Annotated in this window: 19 protein-coding genes; 11 read left to right on the top strand and 8 right to left on the bottom strand. The window is 66.8% G+C overall.

Translation table 11 applies throughout. From position 1 onward, the window contains the following. The first annotated feature begins 109 nt into the window (after positions 1-109). Together mnmA and ACZ9CK_RS11765 are read left to right on the top strand one after the other, a co-directional pair. Positions 110-1,249, top strand: a complete 1,140-nt coding sequence (gene mnmA / locus ACZ9CK_RS11770) for a tRNA 2-thiouridine(34) synthase MnmA (protein ID WP_476050035.1) — start codon at positions 110-112, stop codon at positions 1,247-1,249. A gap of 119 nt (positions 1,250-1,368) precedes the next feature. After that, positions 1,369-3,000 (top strand): gluzincin family metallopeptidase, encoded by a 1,632-nt coding sequence (locus ACZ9CK_RS11765; RefSeq protein ID WP_426298660.1) that lies wholly within the window; start codon positions 1,369-1,371, stop codon positions 2,998-3,000. A gap of 10 nt (positions 3,001-3,010) precedes the next feature. Here the strand turns inward: ACZ9CK_RS11765 and ACZ9CK_RS11760 are convergent, their stop codons facing one another. Beyond that, a complete protein-coding gene (locus ACZ9CK_RS11760; protein WP_476050034.1) occupies positions 3,011-3,844 on the bottom strand; it encodes a caspase family protein in 834 nt (277 codons plus the stop codon). 399 nt (positions 3,845-4,243) lie between these two features. Between ACZ9CK_RS11760 and ACZ9CK_RS11755 the strand changes: the two genes are divergently transcribed. The 4 genes from ACZ9CK_RS11755 to ACZ9CK_RS11740 all read left to right on the top strand — a co-directional run bounded on the left by ACZ9CK_RS11755 (position 4,244) and on the right by ACZ9CK_RS11740 (position 9,756). Continuing rightward, positions 4,244-5,875 (top strand): ABC transporter substrate-binding protein, encoded by a 1,632-nt coding sequence (locus ACZ9CK_RS11755; RefSeq protein ID WP_426298656.1) that lies wholly within the window; start codon positions 4,244-4,246, stop codon positions 5,873-5,875. An 85-nt stretch (positions 5,876-5,960) separates the two neighbouring features. Next, entirely contained in the window at positions 5,961-7,046 is a 1,086-nt protein-coding gene (locus tag ACZ9CK_RS11750; RefSeq protein ID WP_426298654.1) for an ABC transporter permease, read from the top strand. Then, entirely contained in the window at positions 7,046-8,050 is a 1,005-nt protein-coding gene (locus ACZ9CK_RS11745) for an ABC transporter permease (RefSeq protein ID WP_476050033.1), read from the top strand. The genes ACZ9CK_RS11750 and ACZ9CK_RS11745 overlap by 1 nt, the downstream gene beginning before the upstream one ends. Further along, complete coding sequence (locus tag ACZ9CK_RS11740; protein ID WP_426298650.1) at positions 8,047-9,756, top strand: ABC transporter ATP-binding protein; 1,710 nt, start codon at positions 8,047-8,049, stop codon at positions 9,754-9,756. The genes ACZ9CK_RS11745 and ACZ9CK_RS11740 overlap by 4 nt, the downstream gene beginning before the upstream one ends. A 150-nt stretch (positions 9,757-9,906) precedes the next feature. Here the strand turns inward: ACZ9CK_RS11740 and ACZ9CK_RS11735 are convergent, their stop codons facing one another. Continuing rightward, positions 9,907-10,569 carry an NADPH-dependent F420 reductase gene (locus tag ACZ9CK_RS11735; protein ID WP_476050032.1) on the bottom strand — a complete coding sequence of 221 codons (663 nt, stop codon included), beginning with the start codon at positions 10,567-10,569 and terminating at the stop codon, positions 9,907-9,909. A gap of 177 nt (positions 10,570-10,746) precedes the next feature. Here ACZ9CK_RS11735 and ACZ9CK_RS11730 point away from each other — a divergent pair, with 177 nt between their 5' ends. Together ACZ9CK_RS11730 and ACZ9CK_RS11725 are read left to right on the top strand one after the other, a co-directional pair. Then, positions 10,747-11,157 carry a chorismate mutase gene (locus tag ACZ9CK_RS11730; protein ID WP_426298646.1) on the top strand — a complete coding sequence of 137 codons (411 nt, stop codon included), beginning with the start codon at positions 10,747-10,749 and terminating at the stop codon, positions 11,155-11,157. A gap of 3 nt (positions 11,158-11,160) precedes the next feature. Next, positions 11,161-12,210 carry a uroporphyrinogen decarboxylase/cobalamine-independent methonine synthase family protein gene (locus tag ACZ9CK_RS11725; RefSeq protein WP_476050031.1) on the top strand — a complete coding sequence of 350 codons (1,050 nt, stop codon included), beginning with the start codon at positions 11,161-11,163 and terminating at the stop codon, positions 12,208-12,210. Positions 12,211-12,221: 11 nt separating this feature from the next. On the opposite strand, the gene ACZ9CK_RS11720 is transcribed toward ACZ9CK_RS11725, so the two are convergent. The 6 genes from ACZ9CK_RS11720 to ACZ9CK_RS11695 all read right to left on the bottom strand — a co-directional run bounded on the left by ACZ9CK_RS11720 (position 12,222) and on the right by ACZ9CK_RS11695 (position 18,303). After that, positions 12,222-12,953, bottom strand: coding sequence for a DUF4166 domain-containing protein (locus ACZ9CK_RS11720; protein WP_426298641.1), 732 nt, complete (start codon positions 12,951-12,953; stop codon positions 12,222-12,224). Between the two features lie 41 nt (positions 12,954-12,994). Further along, complete coding sequence (locus ACZ9CK_RS11715; RefSeq protein ID WP_426298639.1) at positions 12,995-14,287, bottom strand: DUF58 domain-containing protein; 1,293 nt, start codon at positions 14,285-14,287, stop codon at positions 12,995-12,997. Positions 14,288-14,319: 32 nt separating this feature from the next. Continuing rightward, a complete protein-coding gene (locus ACZ9CK_RS11710) occupies positions 14,320-15,285 on the bottom strand; it encodes an AAA family ATPase (RefSeq protein ID WP_426303476.1) in 966 nt (321 codons plus the stop codon). A gap of 113 nt (positions 15,286-15,398) precedes the next feature. Continuing rightward, entirely contained in the window at positions 15,399-16,583 is a 1,185-nt protein-coding gene (locus ACZ9CK_RS11705; RefSeq protein WP_476050030.1) for a DUF4350 domain-containing protein, read from the bottom strand. Beyond that, complete coding sequence (locus ACZ9CK_RS11700; RefSeq protein ID WP_426298635.1) at positions 16,580-17,266, bottom strand: DUF4129 domain-containing protein; 687 nt, start codon at positions 17,264-17,266, stop codon at positions 16,580-16,582. The genes ACZ9CK_RS11705 and ACZ9CK_RS11700 overlap by 4 nt, the downstream gene beginning before the upstream one ends. Beyond that, complete coding sequence (locus tag ACZ9CK_RS11695) at positions 17,263-18,303, bottom strand: DUF7847 domain-containing protein (RefSeq protein ID WP_476050029.1); 1,041 nt, start codon at positions 18,301-18,303, stop codon at positions 17,263-17,265. Before ACZ9CK_RS11695 ends, ACZ9CK_RS11700 begins: the two co-directional genes overlap by 4 nt. Positions 18,304-18,738: 435 nt before the next feature. Here ACZ9CK_RS11695 and mtrA point away from each other — a divergent pair, with 435 nt between their 5' ends. Genes mtrA through ACZ9CK_RS11680 form a run of 3 tightly spaced genes read left to right on the top strand, consistent with a single transcriptional unit; the run spans position 18,739 to position 23,069 of the window. After that, positions 18,739-19,413, top strand: coding sequence for an MtrAB system response regulator MtrA (gene mtrA / locus ACZ9CK_RS11690; RefSeq protein ID WP_074588185.1), 675 nt, complete (start codon positions 18,739-18,741; stop codon positions 19,411-19,413). After that, positions 19,385-21,358, top strand: a complete 1,974-nt coding sequence (gene mtrB, locus ACZ9CK_RS11685; protein WP_476050028.1) for an MtrAB system histidine kinase MtrB — start codon at positions 19,385-19,387, stop codon at positions 21,356-21,358. The genes mtrA and mtrB overlap by 29 nt, the downstream gene beginning before the upstream one ends. Beyond that, the gene (locus ACZ9CK_RS11680) at positions 21,351-23,069 is read left to right on the top strand and encodes an LpqB family beta-propeller domain-containing protein (RefSeq protein WP_476050027.1); all 1,719 of its coding nucleotides are present in this window, start codon (positions 21,351-21,353) and stop codon (positions 23,067-23,069) included. The genes mtrB and ACZ9CK_RS11680 overlap by 8 nt, the downstream gene beginning before the upstream one ends. Positions 23,070-23,122 lie beyond the last annotated feature (53 nt).

Raw genomic sequence — 23,122 nt, 5'->3', positions numbered from 1 at the left:
CAAGGGTTGCGGACAAGTGTTTCCGGGCTGGATCCGGCAGACGGTAGAATGGACGGGCGCGCGGTGTCTTCCGGCGCGATCTTCCTCCCATATCCAGCAGAAAGCCAGCATGCGAGTACTTGCAGCCATGAGCGGCGGCGTCGATTCCGCCGTTGCCGCCGCCCGCGCCGTCGAGGCGGGGCACGACGTCGTCGGGGTCCACCTGGCGCTGTCCCGCATGCCCGGAACGCTGCGTACCGGAAGCCGCGGCTGCTGCACCATCGAGGACTCGCGGGACGCCTGGCGCGCCTGCGATGTGCTGGGCATTCCCTACTACGTCTGGGATTTCTCGGAGCGCTTCAAGGAAGACGTCGTCCAGGACTTCATCGACGAATACGCCGCCGGGCGCACGCCCAACCCCTGCATGCGCTGCAACGAGCGCATCAAGTTCGCCGCCCTGCTGGAGAAGGCGCTCGCCCTCGGTTTCGACGCCGTGTGTACCGGCCACTACGCCAAGGTGATCAACGACGCCGATGGCAACCCGGAACTGCACCGCGCCGCGGACTGGGCCAAGGACCAGAGCTACGTGCTGGGCGTGCTGACCCACGAGCAGCTCAAGCACTCCATGTTCCCGCTTGCTGATACCCCCTCCAAAGCCGAGGTGCGGGCCGAGGCCGAGCGCCGCGGACTGTCGGTGGCCAACAAGCCGGACAGCCACGACATCTGCTTCATTTCCGACGGCGATACCCGCGGCTGGCTGGCCGAAAAGATCGAAATGAGCACCGGCGACATCGTGGATGAGACCGGCGCCAAGGTCGGCGAGCACCCGGGGGCCAACGCGTTCACCGTGGGGCAGCGCCGCGGCCTGAAGCTCGGCACGCCCGCCGCGGACGGCAAGCCGCGCTTTGTGCTGGAAATCCGGCCCAAGGAGAACAAGGTGGTCGTCGGGCCGGAAGCCCTCCTTGCGATCGACGAGATCCGCGGCATCAAGGTCTCCTGGGCCGGCCTCCCGATTGCCGAGGTCGGCACCGGTGCGGAGTTCGACTGCCACGCCCAGGTCCGGGCCCATGGCGATCCGGTGCCTGCCCGCGCCCGTGTGGAAGCCGTCATGGACGATTCCGGCGTGGAGCGTGAAGGCCTGGTGGTCACCCTCAACGAGCCGCTGCGCGGCGTCGCCCCGGGCCAGACCGTGGTGCTGTACCAGGGCACCCGGGTGCTGGGCCAGGCGACCATCGACGCCGCCCGCTCCCTGCAGCGCGCCGCCCTCTAGGCTCGCGCCGCCCTGACCGGCCGCCGTCGCGCGCCATTGCCTCCGGCTGCCCGCGGGCAGATACTTGGCTATGCAGCATTCCGCTGCGGCTTTGCTGGGGTTCCGCGCAGGGGGCGGCGATGGCTGTGGCATTTCAGGACAAGGCCCCGGGGGACATCAAAGCCGGTCAGATGGTCCCCCTGACAGTCCTTGCGGAGGGGCCCATCGGCAGCAACGGCATGGCGCCGATCACCACGCAGTTGAGGATCCCCGTTGAGCGGCTGCGCCGGGGCCCCACCGGCCACCGGCTGAGCGTCCACATCAGGAAATGGCGCGGCACCAACGTGGTCCCGGTGTCGTTGACAGTGCCGGGAAACCCTTGGCAGTTCATTTCGGAAGATCCGCCCTGCGAGCTGCGGGAGCTGCTGGACGATTCGCGCTTCCTCGCCCAGCACGTCTACGGAGTGGCCGCCTCCACCTTGCACCTCTTCGAATCGACCCTTGGCCGCCGCATGCCCTGGCACCCCGAAGGCCGGTTGATCCTCAAGGCCCGGGACCTGGTCACCGCCACGGACACCGGATACGAACGCGGCACCAACATCATCCGTTTCGGCTCCATCGACCGCATGGGCTACAAGGTCCCGACCGCGCTGTACCGGGACATCGTTGCGCATGAGGTCACCCACGCGATCCTCGACGGATTCCGGCCGGCCTGGGCGGACCAGCTGGCGGGGATCGAACAGCTCGCCATACACGAGGCCCTTGCCGACCTGGTGGCGATCCTCTCCGTGTTCTCTTCCCGGGACGTCGTATACCGGCAGTTGCTGGCCGCGGCAGGAAAGACGGGCCCAGACACCGCGCTCGACGACGACGCCTTGATGCGCACGCTCTTCGACTTCGCCAGGGACCTGTATGCCCGCGGCCCGTTACGGGAGCCTTTTGTCGACGTCGTCCCGGACAACTGGCAGGACAACCCCGAACCGCACGCCAGGGGAACCGTGGTGGTGGGCGCCGTCCTGCGAGCCGTCCACCGGCTCTGGATGGAACGGAACCGCCGGATGGGCGAAGGGCAGAGCCTGCAGCAGATGGCTGATTCCGGCTCCATCGTGGGCACGAGGGTGCTCCGCATGGTGATCCGCGGCCTGTCCTACATGCCCCCGGTCGATGTCCTCTGGCGGGACCTCCTACGGGGCATCATTGCCGCGGACCTGGACATGGTCCCCGAGGACCAGCACGGCTACCGGGAAGCGATCCAGGAGGAGTTCTCCAGGATCGGGATCCGGCGGGTCCCCTTGGCCAACATTTCCGGTGTGGAAAACTACCGTGGCCTGCGCTATCCGGTCCGGCTCGCCGCCTTGGGCTCGGATCCGCAGGAGGTCCAGCGCTTCGTCTGGGAAAACCCCCGGCTGCTCGACGCCGCCCGCCTGGAACGGCGCACCCCGCTCAGTTCCACCCGGGTGCGGACGTCGGAGCGGGTGTCGCCCGACGGCTTCGTGGTCTCGGAAATCGGCGCTTCCTTCGTCCAGACGGTTCGCATGAGCCGCCGCGAGGCTTCAATCAGGCTGGGTCTGAAGACCAAGAGCGAGTACGTGGACATCCGTGGCGGGGGACTGCTCCGCTTCGACGCCGGCGGCCGGCTGGTCTACGCGGCACTCAAGCCCGTGATGGCGCGGGAGCGACAATCGGCAATGTTCGTCTCGGACGAGCAGCACGCCGCCGAACAGGAAGTGTCCAGCGGCGTGCAGGGCAGGTTCCACCGCACGGGTGACTGAAGCCTCATAGCTATCCGGGCGCTCCCCACGCCGCCTTGCGGGCCGACGTCGACGCCTCCAACTGGGCCACCTGATCGAAGCCGCCGGCCTTCAGTCCCTTGCTGACTGCCTTGAGGATGTTCGTGCGGGGGAGGGTACCGTCGGATTCCAAGGCCTTCACCAGGTTGTAGGTGAAGGCGCCGTTGTAGCGCTGGTCGAGGTAGGCATCGGCGGCGGTCTGGTCGGCGCGGCACGCGGCCATGAGCACGGGCTTCGTGGCACCCCCTGCCTTGATCAGGTCCCGCAGCACCCGGGTGTCACTGAATTCGGAGGCCGCGACCGCCCGCGCCGTCGGCGCCGGAAGGAAGCGCGGCCGCCGGCCGGGCAGCAGGTCCAGCGACTTCAGCCCGGTGCCGCTGTGGCAGGTGTCCAGCACGACCTCCATGAGTACGCCGTCCGGCAGTTTCAAGAACAGCTCGGAAAGTTCGTCGTCGGCGATCACTGTCGCCGGGTCCCATGCGTCGCCAATGCTGTTGATGGCGTGGCAGGCGAAGGCTTCATCCAGACGGTCGGCTTCGTCCCCGCTGGTGTCCGGGATCTGCGTGCCGTGGCTGGAGAAGGTGAAGACGAGGTGCTCGACCTCGCCGGATACCGCGAGGTCCATGAGCCGGGACAACTCGGCCATGACGGCATCCTTGTCCGCGTCGGCATTGTTCAGGACCGTGATGTCGGAGGAAGGGAATCCATAACGGCCCTCCAACAGGGCCGCGAGATCGTTGGCGTCGTTGACACATCCCTGGAGCCAACTGGATTGCGGAAGGAACTTGAATTCGTTGATGCCCACACACAGGGCTGCCTTGTTCATGAGCGCGTCCTTTGACCGGAAGTTGCGCGGATTCAGCTAGGCGGCCCCAAGCTCCGCCGCCAGGACGGCCCTCCTGCGGCAGAGCGCATGCGGACCGACGAGCACAACCTGCTCCGGGCGGGCCGGAAGGCCGACGGCGGCGGCGGGCCACGGAGCGCACCTCAACTTTATTCCCGGGGCCATGCCGCGGCAATGGACAAGACGGGGCCCAATGGACGAGACAAAGCCGAGCAACCCCGCAAAAGTAAAGTTTGTGTTTCAAATCACAGGAATCCCTCTTTTCCGACCGTTTGTTCTGGTTGAATCGGTGCATCAGCTGTGCGTGCCTCCCGGAAACCATCCGTTGCCGGCACGCCGGACCCACCGAAAAGCCAAATCCACAGAACGGAAAGTTCACTGATGGCAATCAACAAGAAAGCCCTGCGATGCGCCATCGCGCTCGCGGGTGTCTCTGCGTTCGCTCTGACGGCCTGCACAGGCCCCACGGGCGGTACGTCTTCCACCGGTTCAGGCGGGGCCACAAGCACGATTGCTTATGGGACCACCGACAAGGTGACCGCCCTGGACCCGGCGGGATCGTATGACAACGGGTCGTTCATGGTGATGAACCAGGTCTTCCCGTTCCTCCTTAACTTCAAGCCTGGCAGCCCGGACTTGCAGCCGGACGTCGCCGAATCGGCATCCTTCACCAAGCCCACCGAATACACAGTGAAGCTCAAAAACGGCCTGAAATGGGCCAACGGCCACACCCTGGACTCCAAGGACGTGAAGTTCAGTTTCGACCGCCAGGTCAAAATCAAGGACCCGAACGGTCCGGCCGCCCTGCTGACCAACATCGCCTCGATCAGCACCCCGGACCCGGCAACTGTTGTCTTTACGCTCAAGCAAGGTAACGACCAGACCTTCGCCCAAGTCCTTTCCAGCCCTGCCGGCGTCCTTGTTGACGATGAAGCTTTCCCGGCCGACAAGCTCCTGTCCGACGAGGACATCGTCAAGGCCAAGGCCTTCCACGGTCCGTACACGATCGAGAGCTACAACAAGAACACGCTCATCAGCCTCAAGCCTTATGCGGACTACATGGGTCTCCTAGGGAAGCCCGTCAACGGCGGCGCCACCATCAAGTACTACACGGACCAGAGCAACATGAAGCTGGACACCCAGCAGGGCAACCTCGATGTTGCCCACCGGAGCTTCAGCGCCACGGACATCGAGGACCTCAAGAAGGACTCCAAGGTCAAGGTGCACGTGGGCCCGGGTGGTGAAATGCGGTACATCGTCTTCAACTACAACGTGATGCCCTTCGGCGCGAAGACCGCCGACGCCGACTCTGCCAAGGCGCATGCCGTCCGGCAGGCAATGGCCAACCTCGTGGACCGCCAGGCGATCTCCGACCAGGTCTACAAAGGCACCTACTTGCCCCTGTGGTCCAACATTCCGTCGGGACAGCTGGGCGCAAATGAAGCCTTCAAGACGCTCTACGGAGACAACGGCAAGCCCAGCGAAGACAAGGCCAAGAAGGTCCTCTCCGATGCCGGCGTCAGCACCCCGGTGAACATCAAGCTGCAGTACAACCCGGACCACTACGGGAAGTCCTCCGGCGATGAGTACGCCATGGTGAAGGACCAGCTGGAGAAGTCTGGCCTGTTCAAGGTGAACCTGCAGTCCACGGAGTGGGTCACCTACAACAAGGCGTCCAAGGCGGACACCTACCCTGTGCACCAGCTGGGCTGGTTCCCGGACTTCCCGGACCCTGACAACTACCTCACCCCGTTCTTCCCCAAGGGCGGCTTCATGAACAACCACTACTCCAACCCCGACGTCGACAAGCTGATCGCCAAGCAGCTGACCGAGCCGGACAAGGCTGCCCGTGAGAAGGACATCCAGGATGTCCAGAACCTCCTTGCCGAGGACATCTCCACCCTGCCTCTGCTGCAGGGTGCCCAGGTCGCCGTGGCCGGTGTCAACGTACAGGGTGTCGATTCCACCTTGGATGCGTCCTTCAAGTTCCGTCTGGGCGGCATTTCGAAGTAATTCGTCCAACAGGAGGCGGGGTGCGCCCCGCCTCCTGTTGTGAGCAAGGCGAATGCGCGAATTGACTGTCTACTAAGGATTCCTCATGGCAACACTCATCGAGGCCGAGACACCTGATGTCCTTGGCCCGGCCGCGCCCAAACGCGGCACTGGGGGAGTGGGACGGTACATCCTCGTCCGCTTCCTCCTGATCTTCCCCACCATCTTCATCCTGGTCACCCTGGTCTTCCTCCTGATGCGGATCACCGGCGACCCCATCACCGCCGCACTCGGCGGACGCCTCCCGCAGGACCAGCTCGACGCCAGGATCCACGAAGCCGGTTACGACCGGCCCATCCTAGTGCAGTACTTCGAATACCTCGGCCAGATCGCCACCGGCAACTTCGGCACTACCATCACGGACCGGCGGCCGGTCGTCGACATGCTGGCCACCTTCGGCACGGCGACCCTCGAACTGGCCTTCAACTCCATAGTGGTGGCGCTGCTGATCGGCATCCCGCTCGGCATGATCGCGGCCCACCGCCGTGACCGCACGCCCGATGCGGTGCTGCGATTCTTCGCCATCCTCAGCTATGCCACCCCGGTCTTCTTCGCGGGCCTGCTCCTGAAGCTGACCTTCTCCGTGGCCCTCGGCTGGCTTCCCGTTTCCGGACGGGCTTCGACCAGCACCGAACTGGCCATGTCCCAGCTCGCGGCACCCAGCGGCATCTACTGGCTGGATGCGCTCCGCAGCGGAAACTACCAGGCATTCGGCGACGTCGCCGCGCATGCGGTGCTCCCCGCCGTCGCGCTCGGGCTGCTCAACGCGGGTGTCTTCCTGCGCCTGGTGCGCACCAACCTGATCGGCACGCTCGGCAAGGACTATGTGGAAGCGGGACGTTCGCGCGGCGTCAGCGAGTTCCGGCTGGTCACCAAGCACGCCTACAAGCCTGCGCTCATCCCGATCATCACGGTCATGGGACTACAGATCGCGCTCGTGCTCGGGGGTGCCGTGCTGACCGAGACCACCTTCGAATGGAGGGGCCTGGGCTACCAGTTGGCGCAGTACCTGACCGCCCGCGACTTCGTCGCAGTGCAGGGCATCGTCATGCTGCTGGCTGTGATTGTGGCCGTCACCAACTTCTTGGTGGACATCCTTGCCGCGGTCATCGACCCGAGGGTGAGGTACTGATGTCTGAGACCACAATGGCGGCCGTCCCTCCGCCTATTCCCCGCAAGAAGCCGCTGCTGGACCGGCTTCCCGTGACCTCGCACATCCGGCAGAGCGTCGGGCTGCAGCGCACCATGCTGCTGATTGGGACCTCGCTGACCGGCCTGTTCCTGTTGGTCGCAGTGTTCGCGCCGCTGCTCGCGCCGTACGGCTATTCGCAGATTTCCGACACCTCGGGCACTTTCCCGGCGCAGGCCGCCCCTGGCGGCAAGCACCTCTTGGGGACCACGGTGGGAGGCTACGACGTCCTGTCCCGCGTGCTCTGGGGCTCCCAGACTGCGGCGACCGTGATTGTGGTGTCCGTAGCGATGTCCATCTTCGTAGGTGTGGCTCTCGGCCTGCTCAGCGGCTACTTCGGCGGCTGGCTGGACAGAGTCTTGGTGGTCATCGCGGACGCCATCTACGCTTTCCCCTCGCTGTTGCTGGCCATCGTGATGTCGATCGTCATCAGCCAGGGCCAGTCCAGTTTCTGGGGTGGCATCCTGGCCTGTTCGATCTCCATCACCGTGGTGTTCGTGCCCCAGTACTTCCGCGTGATCAGGGCCGAGACCATCCGCCTCAAGGCCGAACCCTTCGTGGAGTCGGCCATGGTGGTGGGCGCCTCCAGCTGGCGCATCATGGGCCGGCACATCTTCAAGAACGCCACCCGCACGCTGCCGCTGATCTTCACGCTCAATTCCTCCGAGGCGATCCTGACCCTCGCGGGCCTGGGCTTCCTCGGCTTCGGCATCGAGCCGACGTCGGCAGCCGAGTGGGGCTTCGACCTGAACAAGGCCCTCTCGGATGCCACCTCCGGAATCTGGTGGACGGGTGTGTTCCCGGGTGTCGCGATTGTCCTGACCGTCCTCGGCCTGACCCTGATGGGCGAAAGCATGAACGACCTCAACGATCCCCGCCTGCGCGGGCGCCGGGCCGCCGGAAACAAGCGGGCCGGCGGCAAAGTGAAGAAGGCAGGCAGGCCATGACCATCAACCTCGGAAACATTTCGGACGAGGCGAAGCCCGCGGGTGAACCGGTCCTGGAGATCGACCGGCTCAAAGTCACCTTCGCCACGGACACCGGCGACGTGCAGGCCGTCAAGGACGTCAGCCTCGAAGTGAAAGCCGGCGAAGTGCTGGCCATCGTGGGTGAGTCCGGCTCCGGGAAGACCGTCACCGCAAAGACGATCCTGGGCCTTTTGCCCGAAACGGCAACCAGCTCCGGCGCCGTGCTCATCAAGGGCAACAACGTCATCAGCGTCAGCCCGGCCACGCTGCGGAAGATCCGCGGCCGGGATGTTGCCATGGTGTTCCAGGAACCGTCCACCGCGCTGAACCCCGTGTTCACGGTGGGCTGGCAGATCGCCGAAGGCATCCGCGCGCACGCCAAGGACGGGCACCGGATCTCGGCCAAGGAAGCCAAGGAACGCGCCACCGAAGCCTTGCGCAAGGTGGGCATTCCGGACCCGGAAATCCGCGTCAATTACTACCCGCACCAGCTGTCCGGCGGGCAGAAGCAGCGCGTGATCATCGCCGCGGCGCTTGCCCTGAACCCCGGGCTGATTGTCGCGGACGAACCCACCACGGCCCTGGACGTCACGGTCCAAGCCGAGATCCTGCAACTGCTGCGGGACCTCCGCGACAAGTACGGCACCTCGATCGTGCTGATCACCCACAACATGGGCGTGGTGGCTGACCTGGCGGACCGGGTGGTGGTCATGTACCAGGGAGACGTGGTGGAAGAAGCGACCGCCAAGACCCTGTTCGCGGAACCGAAGCAGGACTACACGAAGCGGCTCTTGGCCGCGGTCCCGCACCTTGGACGGGACTCGGCGTCGGAAGGTGCCACGGAACGGCTGCACCAGGGCGGAAAGATCCTGGTGGAGGCAAAGAACCTCACGATCGAATTCCCGGGACGCCTCGGCACTCCGGGCTTCAAGGCCGTCAACGGGGTCAGCTTCACGATCTCGGAGAACGAGGTCTTCGGCCTGGTGGGCGAATCCGGTTCGGGGAAGTCCACCATCGGCAGGGCCATCGCCGGGCTCAACCGGGCCACCGGCGGCAGCCTGAAGGTCTTCGGCTACGAGATGCTGGGCTTCAAGGAACGCCGCTTCAAGCCGCTGCGCAAGGACATCGGCTTCGTGTTCCAGGACCCTGCGGCTTCGTTCAACCCGCACCTCACGGTGGGGGAGTGCATCGCCGAACCCCTCCTGATCCACACCCATCCGAGCCCGGCACAGGCGCGGCTCCGGGTGTCGCAGCTGCTTGAGTCGGTGCAACTGCCGGCCTCGTACGCCGCACGGTATCCGCACGAGCTTTCGGGCGGTCAGCGCCAGCGCGCCTCCCTGGCCCGTTCGCTCGCGCTGAACCCGCGCCTGCTGATCGCCGACGAGCCCACCTCCGCCCTGGACGTCTCCGTGCAGGCGAAGGTGCTGGAACTGTTCAAGGACATCCAGGAGGAGTACGGTTTCGCGGCCCTGTTCATCAGCCACGACCTCGCCGTGGTGGACATGCTCTCCCATTGGGTGGGCGTGCTCCTCAAGGGCCGGCTTGTGGAGCAGGGGATCGGCAGCCAGATCATGGGCGCCCCCAGCCAGGACTACACGAAGCGGCTGATTGCCTCGCTCCCGGTCCCGGACCCGGAGGAACAGGCCCTTCGCCGGGAGGCGCACCGCGCCCTGCTGGGAGGCTGAGCCGGCAGGGGCGCTGCGGGGCGGCCTAACGCGATCCTCTGCGTGCTATTCCCCGCGCCCTTCGGCGGCTAATCAGGCTGCCGAACGGGCGCGGGGCCCCTTTTACGCACGCTGCGGGATCACTGCATGCCGACCATGCCGCCGTCGTCGTCAGTCTTCCGAAACGATCGCCAGATTGAACGGCTTGCCCTGCGGCTGCTTCATGAAGATCCGCAGCCACAAGGGGAGCCACATCTCCATTCCCCGGGCCGCGTCCAGACCGCCGAGGTCGCGGATCCGGCCGGGCTGCCAGCCGAAGTCGCGCAGGAGCCCTTCCACCACGCGCTTGGCCTCGGGATCGTTGCCGGCCAGGAACATGTCATGTTCTCCGTAGGCCAGGCGCCGCGGATCCACCATCACCGGTGCGCCCACGGTGTTCAGGGATTTGACCACGCGGCTCCGCGGGAAGGTGCGCTGGATGGTCTCGGCAATACTGTCGGTGTTGCAGACTGAAAGAGACGGCGGAAAACCCGCAGCATGGTCCAAAGGATTGGAGACGTCCAGCAGCACCTTGCCGTCGAGGTTGGCCGCGCCGGCCTCGCTGAGCGCTGCCAGGGACACCGCTCCCGGGGTGGCGTTGATGACCAGCTCCGCCATGGCCGCAGCCTGGCCAAAGGATCCCGAAAAGGCGTTCGGCCCCGCGGAGGCGGCCCAGTCCGTGCCCTTCGGATTTCCCGCCTCGCGGGACCCCATCATCACCTCATGGCCCAGCTCCACCAGCCTTCCGGCCAAGGCGTGGCCCACCGTTCCTGTTCCAAGGACTGCGATTTTCATGGGGTTCTCCTTTTGCCCCATTCTGCTCCCCGCAGGGCTTCCCCGAACAGCGTTTCCCCGGCAGGAGTAGCACCGGCAAGGCGGAGGGCTTAATAAGGGAGACTGCAGAGGCTCCATGGATGAGGCGCTCAGGCGCCGAATCCGTGGAGAAGCAGCCGAGCGCCATAGACTGGTGCAATGACCGAGCCGAAGCCTTTACTTTCCGAAGACGCCCGATCCGAAGACGTCTCCGAGACCACCGAATCCTTCGATCCCGCCGCCAGCTCGCTGGCCGGCCAGGTGGACCGCTCGGTCATGGATGAGCTGCTGTCCATCCGCTCCAGCATCGACAACATCGACGCCACCCTCGTCTTCCTCCTGGCTGAGCGCTTCAAGGCAACACAGAAGGTGGGCGTCCTCAAGGCAACCCACAAGCTGCCCGCGGGCGACCCGGGGCGGGAGGCCGCCCAGATTTCCAGGCTTCGGCGCCTGGCCGAGGAAGCGCACCTGGATCCGGCCTTCGCCGAGAAGTTCCTGAACTTCATCATCTCCGAAGTGATCCGCCATCACGAGGCAATTGCCGAAGGCCACCAGGGCAGCCGGGACTGAATCGTGCAGGAACACTCCCTGGCTGGACTCGCATCAGGCCAGGTAACGGCCACCGCCCTGGGGCCCTGGCCCGGCGACGATCCACTGGAAGCCACCCGCACCATCCGCGGGGAACTCGGCAGCCCGCATCTGCCCTTCCTTGCCGAACTCCCGGACCGGGGCGTCGGATCCGACTCCCTGGGCCGGACCGCGGCACTGCTTGTTGAGCTTGCGGTGGACGTGCAGCCGCACGGCTGGCGCCTTGTGGACCGCCCGGGCAAGGACCAGCAGCGCGCGCAGTCCGCCCTTGCCACCGACATCAACGTGCTGGCCGATGTCGCCGGTGCCGAAGACGCTTCCGCGGAAGCGGTGAAGATCCAGCTCAGGGGACCGCTCAGCCTGGCCGCCGGCCTTTACCTGCACAACGGCGAACGCGCCCTGCTCGACTTCGGCGCACGCCGCGACATCACCGACTCCCTGGCCGCCGGCGTCGCCGACTACATCGCCCGTATCAGGGCAGCGGTTCCCGGCGCCGGCGTCGTGGTCCAGTTGGACGAGCCGGACATCGCCGCCATCCTTGCCGGCACCATCCCGACGGCAAGCGGTTACCGCACGCTGCGTTCGATCCCGCAGGATGAAGCCACCGCCGCTTGGCGCCGGGTGGTCGGTGCACTGCAGGCGGCGGGGGTCGCGGAGACGGTGATCGCCGTGCCTGAAATCGAAGCCCCCTTCGCCCAGATCCTCGCCTCCGGGGCCGACGGCGTCGCTGTCCCGCTCAAGGCCCTGACCACGCGGCAGTGGGAGCAGTTGGCCGGCGCGGTAGAGTCCGGCAAACGCGTGTGGGCCGGCGCCCTGCCTGCGGGCGAACCGGGCGCGGCCCTTCCGCGCACGGCGGAGCTGGTCGAAGCCGTCTGGCGGCCCTGGCGCCAGCTGGGCCTGCCGGCGTCGTCCCTGGCTACACTGCGTGTGACCCCTTCCCACGGCCTGGCCGGGCACAGCCCGGTGGGGGCGAAGGAGATCCTCGGCCGGCTGACCCGGCTGACGGACGGGCTCAACCAGCTCGCACTCGGTTAGGGAGAACAACCCTATACGCGGGACTCCCAGCGGTCCGGCTCCGCGTAACGCGGGAGCCCGACAGCGGTCCCGTTCACGGCCGCGGGCTGCGGCAGCAACGGGGCCAGCCGGTAGTCGAAGTATCCCGCGTAGACGAGTACGAGGCCGACGTGCTTTTGCAGCACTTTCACCTGGATCCGGTGCTTGCCTGCCCCGGCGTCCCACCACTGTTCGGCGTAGGCATTGGCGTCCAACGATGCTGGCAGGCCGAGCCGGAGCGGCCCCAGGAACGCCCGTGTGGCCCCGGAGATTCCCCGGAGCCTGCCCTCTGGCGTCACGCCGAGCCGAAGATCCGTGGCCAGCCGCCGGTATTTTCCGAGGTAATCGACCAGCCGCGTGCCGCCCTCCTCCTCGACGGCCGAGGTGGTGCCGTGGAAGAGCCGGGTGCGGCCGGGGAAGAAGATCTCGCGCCGGGCGGTCAGGCTGGAACGGCCGAACGGGTCGAGGTGGGCGTGGTTCTCGATCCGGAACGGCACCATCTCGCCGTACTCGGGGAACAGCGCCTCCTCCGCGGATGCCAGCGCCAGCAGCGGCCGCAGCCAGCGCTGGCGGCACCCCACCAGTTCGAACACGCCCTCGCCGATCCCGTAGGAGCCCGAACCTGGAGCCAAGGCGAAGTACTCCTGCAACTCCGGCTGCAGCCGGCGGAAGCTGCTGCCCAGCGCCCGCTCGTAAATCGGGGTGCGTTCGAGGGATGTGTCCACGGTGCTTTCTCCTTCCGTGCCGGAGCGGCGGTGGTCCGCCGTCACAGCCTGCCCGCAGCTTTCAGCCGGATGTACGTATCCGCGAGCTTCGGCGGAAGGTCCAGCGGCTCGGCGTCAACCACTTCGGCTCCCAGCTGCTTCAATTGTGCGGCAACCGCCGCCCGGTCCAGCAGCGCGCGTTCCGCAGCGGCTGCACGGAAGACCTGGCTCGCCGTCGTCCGTTCCGCTGCCATCGCACCCAGCAGCGGGTCCCGAACAGCGGCGACCACCACTACGTGCTGAAGCGCCAGCTGCGCCACGGTCGGGATGAGGTTCTCTTCGGGCACGCCACTGTCCAAGGAAGTCAGGAGCACCACGAGGGAACGGTGCGCTGACACTGCCCGCACCTGGGCCGGGACCTGGCCCCAGTCCATCTCGATCAGCTCAGCCTCCAGCGGCGCCATGGCCTGGACCAAACGCCCCAGGAGCGTCCCCTTTGACGCCGAATCCACGCGGCCCCGGACCCTGCGGTCGAAGGCCAGGAAGTCCACCCTGTCGCCGCCGCGTTCAGCGAGCACCGCCAGCAGCAGTGCCGCTTCGATCCCGGTGTCCAGGCGCGGCTCGTCATCGATTCGTGCCGCGGCGGTGCGTGAGGTGTCCAGCACGATCACCACGCGCCGGTCCCGTTCGGGTCGCCAGGTGCGGACGACGACGGCGGTGCGCCGGGCAGTGGCGCGCCAGTCAATCGAGCGGACATCGTCACCGCGGACATAGTCGCGCAGCGAATCGAACTCGGTCCCCGCGCCGCGGATCTGCACGGCGGCCTTGCCGTCCAGTTCCCGCAGCTTGCGCAGCTTGGAAGGTAGGTGCCGCTTCGAATGGAAGGGCGGCAGGACACGCAAGGTGCCCGGCACGGGCAGGGTGCGCTGGCGGGCGGCCAGTCCCAGCGGACCGAAGGAACGGACCGTCACATGCGGGGCGGCCAGGTCGCCACGGCGGCGGGGAACGAGCCGTACGGTCAGGCGCCGCCGTTCGCCGGCAGGAACCGTGATCGGCTGGACCGGATCCACCGCGCCGGCAGATGGCTGCCAGGCATCACGGACCATGGCCCGAAGCGTGCGGTCGTTGTTGTTCGTCAACAGAAGCTGGCTCTCGGCCGCCGCATGCAGGGTCACGTTCGCGGGCTGCAGGCGCTCCAACACCAGCTGGCGCGGGGATGCGGCCAGCATGGCGTCAAGCACGGCCAGCAAGAACAGCCCGGAGAACAGCAGCCAGGCTGTTCCCCAGCCGGGGAATAGCACCATCGGCACAAGCGCGGCCGCCGCCAGCAGCACGAGCCTTCCTGTGATGGCCATTCAGGACTCCCGGATCAACACGTGGGCGGGCATCAGCGCGGCACAGGAACGGAGGCGAGGATACTGCCGAGGACCTCGTCGACGTGCACGCCGTCCATCTGGGCTTCCGGGCGCAGTGCCACCCGGTGGCGCAAGCAGGGCAGGGCGAGTGCCTTGACGTCGTCGGGTGTGACGAAATCCCGGCCGGAGAGCCACGCCCACGCCCGTGACGTGGTGAGCAGCGCCGTGGCGCCGCGCGGCGAGACGCCCAGCTGAAACGACGGTGCCGCCCTGGTGGCCCGTACCACGTCCACGATGTAGCCCAGGACTTCCGGCGCCACCCGCACAGCGGCAACCTTCGCCCGAGCGCTTTCCAGCTCGCTGCTGCCGGCTACAGCGGTGACTCCTGCGGCCGCAAGGTTCCGCGGATCGAATCCTTGGGAGTGCCGCCGGACAACCTCGATTTCCTCGTCGCGGGCGGGCAACGGCATGGTGAGCTTGAGCAGGAAACGGTCCAGCTGCGCTTCGGGCAGCGGATAGGTGCCCTCGTATTCCACAGGGTTCTGCGTGGCGGCGACAATGAACGGCACAGGCAAGGGGCGGGAAACGCCGTCGGCCGAAACCTGGCGTTCCTCCATGGCCTCCAGCAGTGAGGCCTGGGTCTTCGGCGGCGTCCGGTTGATCTCGTCTGCCAGCAGGATGTTCGTGAAGACCGGCCCCTCCCGGAAAGTGAACTCGGAGCTGTGGGAGTCGTACACCAGTGAACCCGTGACGTCGCCGGGCATGAGGTCGGGGGTGAACTGGACCCGTTTGGTGTCCAGGCTCAGGGCCTGGGAGAGAGCCCGGACCAGCAGCGTCTTTGCCACGCCCGGCACGCCCTCCAGCAGCACATGGCCGCTGCAGAGCAGCGCGATCAGCATGCCGGTCACCGTGGAATCCTGCCCGACGACGGCCTTGCCCACCTCATGCCGGACGTCCAGGAGGGCCCGGCGGGCCGGGTCGCCGGGCGCTGGCGCCACCGGGTGCTTTGCCGGTGCCGGCGCAGTCGGCGACGGTGCCCCTGTGCCGGCATCGTAGGAAGGAGCCGTACCGGTGTATCCGTCCCATTGCGTGTTTTGCTTCAAGTTTTCGTTCACCGGGCTGATGCCTCCTGCTCGAGTTGTTCCAAGGTCTGTGCCCACCGCACCAGGCCGGACTGCGAATCCGGCCGGTGATCAAGAATTTCCCGCAACTGCGCGGGCGCGCGGCCCGTTTTGCGGGAGATCGCGTCCATCAAGGCGTCGACGCCGGCATCCGGACCGAGCCCGAACACCCGCGAAAGCCGGACCAAGGTACCGGCCCGAAGGTTTGCTGCCGCCCGTTCCACTGCCCGGGCATCCTGGTAGAGCCTGGCCCGGCCCTCGGCGGTTTCGGCCGCTTTGACCACCACCGGCAGGGGTTCGAACACCAGCGGTCCAAGCCGCCGTCCGCGCCACAGGACTGCAAAGAGTGCGACGACCAGGAGCCACGGCCCGAGGAACGCTACCCAGGGCGGAGCCAGCTCATCCAGGGTGCTCGGGTTCCTGTCCTGCGGTACATCGCCGAGGCCCGGCAGGTACCAGAGCAGCTCGGGGGAGTCGCCCAGGCTGCGGAGGACGAGCGCTGCGTTTCCGCGTTCGTCGAGCAGATCGTTGCTCAGTAGTGCAGCGCTGCCGAGCACCACCACCCGGCCGTCATCGCTGGCCGCGTACAGGCCGCCGTCTCCTATGCGGTAGCAAATTTCACCGCTTCCGGCATACAGCTGGCCGTTGCCGGCGGAGATGTCTCCGGCCGCGAGGGGATCATCCAGGCCGCATTCGGGCTCGGTAACCTCGTGCCCTTGCGGTACAACACCTGCGTTGCGGAGTCCGTCGTCGAGTCCCCGCAGGGTCCGCCGGCCGGGACTTACCACGACGACCCTGTGCGAGGCGGCCCGGAGTTCCCGGAGTTGCTCCTCGCCGAGGTAGCCGTCCCGGTCGTAGAGCAGCAGCGTCGCCGCACCGTCCTTGGCTTCCAACATCGCCACGGCTTGTTCGAAGGAGCCGGGCTCGGTGATGTCCACCCCTTGTGCGCGGAGGATTTCGGCAGTTGCCATGGCTCCGCCCGGGGCCGCGTTGCGGGGCGACAATGCCCTCTCATCCGGGCCCGACGACAGCCGGGACATCACCAGGTAGCCCAGGGTGAGGGCCACGACGCACCCGATCACGATCCAGACCATGTGCCGCCGAAGACGGGCTTTCCAGCCTGCGGGCGAGCCCGGGGTGCCGGCCTTCGTGTGCTGTTGGCTGAGGGCCGTCATCGCGGCACCGCCAGTCCCCGGCCGGGCCGGCCCTGGTAGTCCGGTTTCAGTGTGGCCAGGTGGCTGTCCAGGACACGCAGGGTCTCGTAGTGTCCCGCCTCGGCCGCGGCGTGCCCGTATTTGACCGTGTCGAAGAGCCGGGCTGCTTCGTCCAGCTGTGCCTGGCTCCTGCTGAACGCGCGTCCCAGCTGTGCTGCCGCTTCGTCGGCGGTGCGGCCGGCTTGCGGATCGATGACGGTGCGGTCCTCAGCCGAGCGCACGATGGCACGGAACTGCTCGACGACGGCGGTGTTCCAGTCACCCAGCGCGGCGGCGGAGGCGGCCCGCGAACGGAAGGTCCCGGCGTCGAGGGTTGTTTCCTCATCGAAGACGGCGGCGGAGGACCGCTTCCGCCCGGAGTTGAGCCGCGGCCTGACAACGATGACGGCCGTGACCACGAGCGCGAGGGCGAGCAGGATGGCGAGCGGCCAGGTCCAGTCCTGGCCGAGGCCCGGACCTTCGGAATTCAGGGAGCGCAGCCATTCCAGGAAGTCGTTCACGAGCTTGTCGAACCAACTTGGCTTCGCCTCGGCGTACTGCGGTTTGCTGAGTTCTTCGATCGCCCAGCGCCGGGCCTCGTTGCGGTCCGGATCGACGGGGGTTTCGGCGGGCAGGAAGCCCGCGAGCACTGAAAGGACTGTCATCCCTGTGGGTATCCCGTGCCCGATCCCGGCTGCCGGCCGCCAGGGAACGGGCGGCGCGTTGAGGGGCCGCGGCCCGGAACCCCGTCCGGGTCGCTTCCGGATTCCATCATCCGCAGGAGTTCCACATCCAGGCCGTCACGTCGCATCCGCAGATCGAGGTAGACCAAAGCGGAGACAGCGGACTGGAAGGCGAAGCCCACCGCCCCAATCAGACCGCTGACCACCATGCTGATCACCGTCAGCAGGGTGCTCGTGCTGGTCTGCTGCTCGATGCCGGCGTGCGGAGTCACTACTGAACTGATACCGCCGACCGCGAGGCTGATGGGGATCTGGAGCACTTGGCCAATTACCCCGACAATCAGGCTGGCCACCAGTACGATGCCGAAGATCCGCCACCAGCTCGCGGTAGTCAGTGACCAGGAGCGGCGGAGGGACTCGATGACGCCCAGCTCCTCGACGGCCACGGCTGCCGGGGCCACCAGCAGCTTGATGGACAGCCACACGATCACCGCCACGGCGCCGAGCCCGATCGGAAAGACGACGAGGAAGCCGGCGGGACCCGTCCCGGCGAGGATGGCCACAGCAACGACGAACAGGAGGCCGAGGGGAACGGCGGGTACCAGGAGCAGGACGAAGGACAGCCCGGTGAGGGCAAGCAGGCGGTGGCGTACGAGGACCCACATCTGCTTGAATCCGGTCTTCCGGTTCAGTGAGGAGCGGGATACCGGCACGGCCATGACCCCGCCGAGGATGGACAACAGGACCAGGGAGAGCAGTGTGACGCCCATCCCGCCAGCCGCCAGGCCGAGAACCGGCCCGAGGAGCGCGGATAGCTCAGCATCGCTGTCCAGCTGCCCCCTGTCCAACTGTTCAAGGCGGGCGAGGAGGCCGATGCTGCCAGCGATCAATGTGGCCGCGAGCAGGAGGGACAGGCACTGGCCCAGGAGCGAGGAGCCCAGCATGGCTGCAGGGTTCCGGCGGACTGTCTGGAAGGCGCCGTCCAGGACTTCGCCGAACAGCAGGGGACGCAGGGGCACGATCCCGGGTTTGGGAGGCGCGACGTACCGTGGCTGGCCGTAAGGGCTGCCCGGCGCGGGGGGCCACCCCGAAGGTTGAGGCTGTCCCCACGGTCCCGACTGACCGGGCGCGCCCCACTGCGGCTGGCCGCCCCACTGGGGTTGCGCCCAAGGCGGCTGGGCGCCGGGTCCCGGCTGACCGGGCGCGCCCCATTGCGGTTGGTTCTGCGGCTGGCCGCCCTGCTGGGGTTGCCCCCAAGGCGGCTGGGCGCCGGGTCCCGGCTGCTCTGACACGCTTTCCTCCCCAAAAGTGCCGTGTCCGCCCAGCCTATAGTTCCGCGGACGCTGCTCATAGCCCGTACCCCGGGCCCTCGGGGCAGGCGCGGCCTCGTCCGGCGCCATGCCGTGATCGGGGGTCAACGGGACAATGGCCATTCGATGGGGGAATATATAACTATGAAGGCACGCATCCTGGTAGTTGACGACGACGAAGCACTCGCCGAAATGATCGGCATCGTGCTTCGCAACGACGGCTTCGATCCGGTTTTCTGCGCAGACGGTGGCCAGGCGCTTGACGTTTTCCGCTCCTCGAAGCCGGACCTCGTGCTCCTCGACCTCATGCTCCCCGGCTCCGACGGCATCGAGGTCTGCCGCCAGATCCGCGGTGAATCGGATGTCCCCATTGTCATGCTGACGGCCAAGTCGGACACGTCCGATGTTGTCCGCGGCCTGGAATCCGGTGCCGACGACTACGTGCCCAAGCCTTTCAAGCCCGCCGAACTCGTGGCCAGGGTCCGCGCCCGGTTGCGTCCCGGGGAGCAGAAGGCCCCCGAGACCCTCCGGATCGCCGACGTCACGATCGACGTCGCCGGCCACATGGTCACCCGCGGCGGAGAGCGGATCTCGCTCACCCCGCTGGAATTCGATCTCCTGGTTGCATTGGCGCGCAAGCCTTGGCAGGTCTTCACCCGCGAGCTCCTCCTGGAGCAGGTCTGGGGTTACCGGCACGCTGCCGACACCAGGCTCGTCAACGTCCATGTCCAGCGGCTGCGCTCCAAGATCGAGCGCGACCCCGAAGCGCCCGAAGTTGTTTTGACGGTCCGTGGTGTCGGTTACAAAGCGGGATCCTGAGTCACCTTCCGGCAAGGCCGGTTCCGGAACCACGCCGCCCGACGCGATGCCGGAGGACCGGTCCGTCCCTCCAGGACAGCAGCCGGGCAAGGAACCGGACAATCGCGGTACCGGCCGGACCCTCAACGTCCGGCGCGTGTTGCTCCTGGGCCGCATCTGGACACGCCGCGCCCTGATTCTCGAGTTGCGGGTATCACGCCTGGTGGTGACGGCCCTGCGGCATCTCCGGCCGGGGTTGCGCTACCTCTGGAAGTCCCTGCTGCGGCGCTGGCGCCGCTCCCTCGAATTCAGGACGGTCATGATGACCATCCTGCTCTCGGTGATTTCCTTCGCGGTGGTCGGTGCCTACCTGTCCAACCAGATCGCCAACAACCTGTTCCAGGAACGGCTGAGCCAGGCCGAATCGGAGAGCCGTTACTACGTCAAGCAGGTCCAGGACACCTTCGACGGTGCCCAGGTCAACGACCAGTCCAGTGTCATCACCCTCGTCTACGACACCCTCAACGCGGTGGAAGGCAACGGCTCGGTGATCCAGCGCCGCTACGTCTTCGAGGCACTCCCGGAACAAACCAAGCCGCGCAACCGCTGGGTTGAATCGCGGGCCTCCGACCAGCTGACCGTACGGGTCATCCCGCCGGAACTGCGCAAGGCCGTGCAGGAGTCGGGCAAGGAACAGTACTGGGCCTCCACCGAATTCCCGGTGGGCAACCAGGACCACCCGGGGATCGCCGTCGGGAACAAGGTCACCTTCAACGGCACCGTCTACGAGCTGTACCTGCTCTATGACCTCGAAAACGCCCAGCAGACCCTGGACCAGATCCAGAATGTGCTCTGGGCGGGCGGGGCGGCTCTGATCATCATGATCGGTGGCATCGCCTGGTACGTTACGCGGAACGTGGTCAGCCCGGTAAGCCATGCCGCCGTCGTCTCCGAAAAGCTGGCTGCGGGGCAGCTTCAGGAACGCATGGTGGTCAAGGGCGAGGACGAGGTCGCCCGCCTCGGCGCGTCCTTCAACCACATGGCGGCGAGCCTCCAGGAACAGATCACCCAGCTCGCCACGCTCTCCCAGATGCAGCAGCGTTTCGTCTCGGACGTCTCCCACGAACTCCGTACCCCGCTCACCACCGTCCGGATGGCAGCGGAGGTCCTGTTCGACGCACGTGACAACTTCGATCCCGTCAACCGGCGCTCCGCCGAACTCCTCTACAACCAGGTGGAGCGGTTCCAATCCTTGCTTTCGGACCTGCTGGAGATCTCGCGCTTCGACGCCGGCGCCGCCGTCCTGGAGGCGGAACCGCAGGATATTTTCCAGCTGATTGGACAGGTCATCGAAGGTGCTGCCCCGGTCGCTGCCGAATACGGCTCCGAGGTCCGGCTCACGTCCCGCAACAAGAGCATCATCGTCGAAATGGACTCGCGGCGGATCGACCGGATCCTCCGCAACCTGCTCCTGAACGCCGTGGAGCACGGCGAAGGCAAACCGGTGCACGTGACGGTGGCGGCGAACCACGAGGCCGTGGCCGTATCGGTCCGGGACCACGGAATCGGCATGACCCCAGCGGAGGCCGCCAGGGTGTTCGACCGCTTCTGGCGGGCCGACCCGGCGCGTGCCCGGACTACCGGCGGCAGCGGCCTGGGCCTGTCCATCGCCGCCGAAGACACCAAGCTCCACAACGGCTGGCTGCAGGCCTGGGGGCAGAAGGGCGCAGGCTCGAACTTCCGCCTCACCCTGCCGCTGAAGAAGGGCGGAACCATCGTGAAGTCGCCGCTGCACCTTGAGCCGCATGATCTCAGGCTCCCGGGTACCGCCCCGGACCGCCAGGTGCTGGTTGTTGACACGCAGGAGAAGTCCCTGCCGCGCCCTGCCGCGGCGCAGCCGTCGTACCCCTCCAGCCAGGCCGACGACGGCGGTGCCCCCGGCGCGGGGGAGGCCGGCCGTGCGTAGGGGTCTCCGCCGCATCCCGGTGTTGTTGCTCGCCGTCCTGGCGGCCGTCGCGCTCGTGCTCAGTTCCTGTGCCCAGATTCCGCGCTCCGGACCGGTCGGAAAGAGCAAGGAGGAAAGCGCCGGCAACCTGAACGTGCCTGACTTCTTCCCGCCGCCGCCGCAACCCGGGGCCGGTCCGGAAACCGTCATCGAGGACTTCTACGGCGCCGGCAGCGGGTACGCGGACGATTACGCGGTCGCCCGGCAGTACCTGACCCAGTCCCTTTCGGTCAGTTGGAAATCGGACAAGCGCACCCTCGTGTACCGCAAGGCGCAAGTGGTCCGCACCGCCGTCGAGAACGAATACCGGTACGAACTGGACCTCGCGTACGCCGTTGACGCCGACGGCATTACCACGCACTACCCTGAAGGCACCCTGGAAAGCATTCCGGTGACTGTCGAACAGGTCGACGGCGAATGGCGGATCTCCCAGGTGCCGGACGGTACCGCGATCCCGGAACAGACTTTCCGGGTGATCTACGGCGCGTATCCGATCTACTTCTACGACCCCGGATTCAACTATGCGGTGCCGGACTTCAGGTGGTTCATCAAGAAGAAGACCGTCAAGGCCATGACAAGCGCCCTGCTCGCCGGGCCGGCACCGTACCTGCGTGGAGCCGTCGTCAGCGCCTTCCCTTCGGGGATCCGCCTGGTGCGCGAGTCCGTGCCGGTCGTTTCCGGAGCGGCCCAGGTGGATCTTTCTGCGAAGGAGCTGGTGGAGGCCTCCGCGGAAGACCGGCAACGCATGCAGAACCAGCTCCTGCTGACTTTCCGCACCCAGCCGGATGTGATCAGCGTCCAGCTTCGTGCGGACCAGGACCTGGTCCGCGTGGAGGATACCGGTGCCGTGCTTCCACCGGTTCTGGAGAAGAGCGTGCCTTCGCGTCAGATCGTGGTGAGCAACGGAGAACTGGCCCGTTACGAAAACAACCGCCTGGCACCGCTGCCGGACCTGCAGCAGGTTGCCGGGCTGGGACCACAAGCACCCGCTGAATCGCCGGCGTCGAAGGCCGTGGCGTTCCTCAACGGCTCCGGCGCTACCCTGTACTCGATGTTGCCGGGCCAGGATCCCCGTCCGCTGACCACCCGCAGTACTTTGACCCGGCCGTCCTTCAGTCTTCAGGACTGGGTCTGGACGGCGGGCCCGGGAGCAAACGGCGGCACGCAGGTCGTGGCCTTCAAACCCTCCGCCGTGTCCAAGGGCGGAGCGGTACCCGCCGTTTCCCTCGCACCGCGATGGCTCGCCGGACGTTCCGTGAAGGAATTCCGCGTATCACGGGAGGGCACCCGCGCCCTGGTCATCTCGGAGCTGCGCGGCAGGACATCCGTCCAGGTCACCGGCATCATCCGCAACCCGGATGGCTCGCCCAAGGACCTTACCGCCCCGGTTACGCTCGAAGCCACCAACGGGGTGGACCACGGGGTCTGGGTCAATTCCGCAACCGTCGTGGTCATGAAGGAATCGCTATCGGGCAACGTCGTTCCCGAACTGATTTCCCTGTCCACCGGGCAGCCGCAGCAGCTTCCGGCCTGGCCAGGGCTGACCGGACTGAGCGCCGGCAACGGAGGGGACGAAATCTACGGTCAGTCCGCGGCGGGCCTCTTCCAAAGGGTCGGAAACGGCTGGGAACTCCAACTCAAAGGGCCGGTCGACCCCGCCTTCCCCGGCTAGCCACAGTGCGCTTCCACATACTGGTTCTTTCCACATAGCGGCGTCGGCGGCTG

The sequence above is a fragment of the Arthrobacter sp. TE26545 genome, assembly GCF_056279005.1.
Note: the sequence above shows the minus strand (reverse complement) of the source record. Positions and strands in the feature narration are given on the sequence as shown.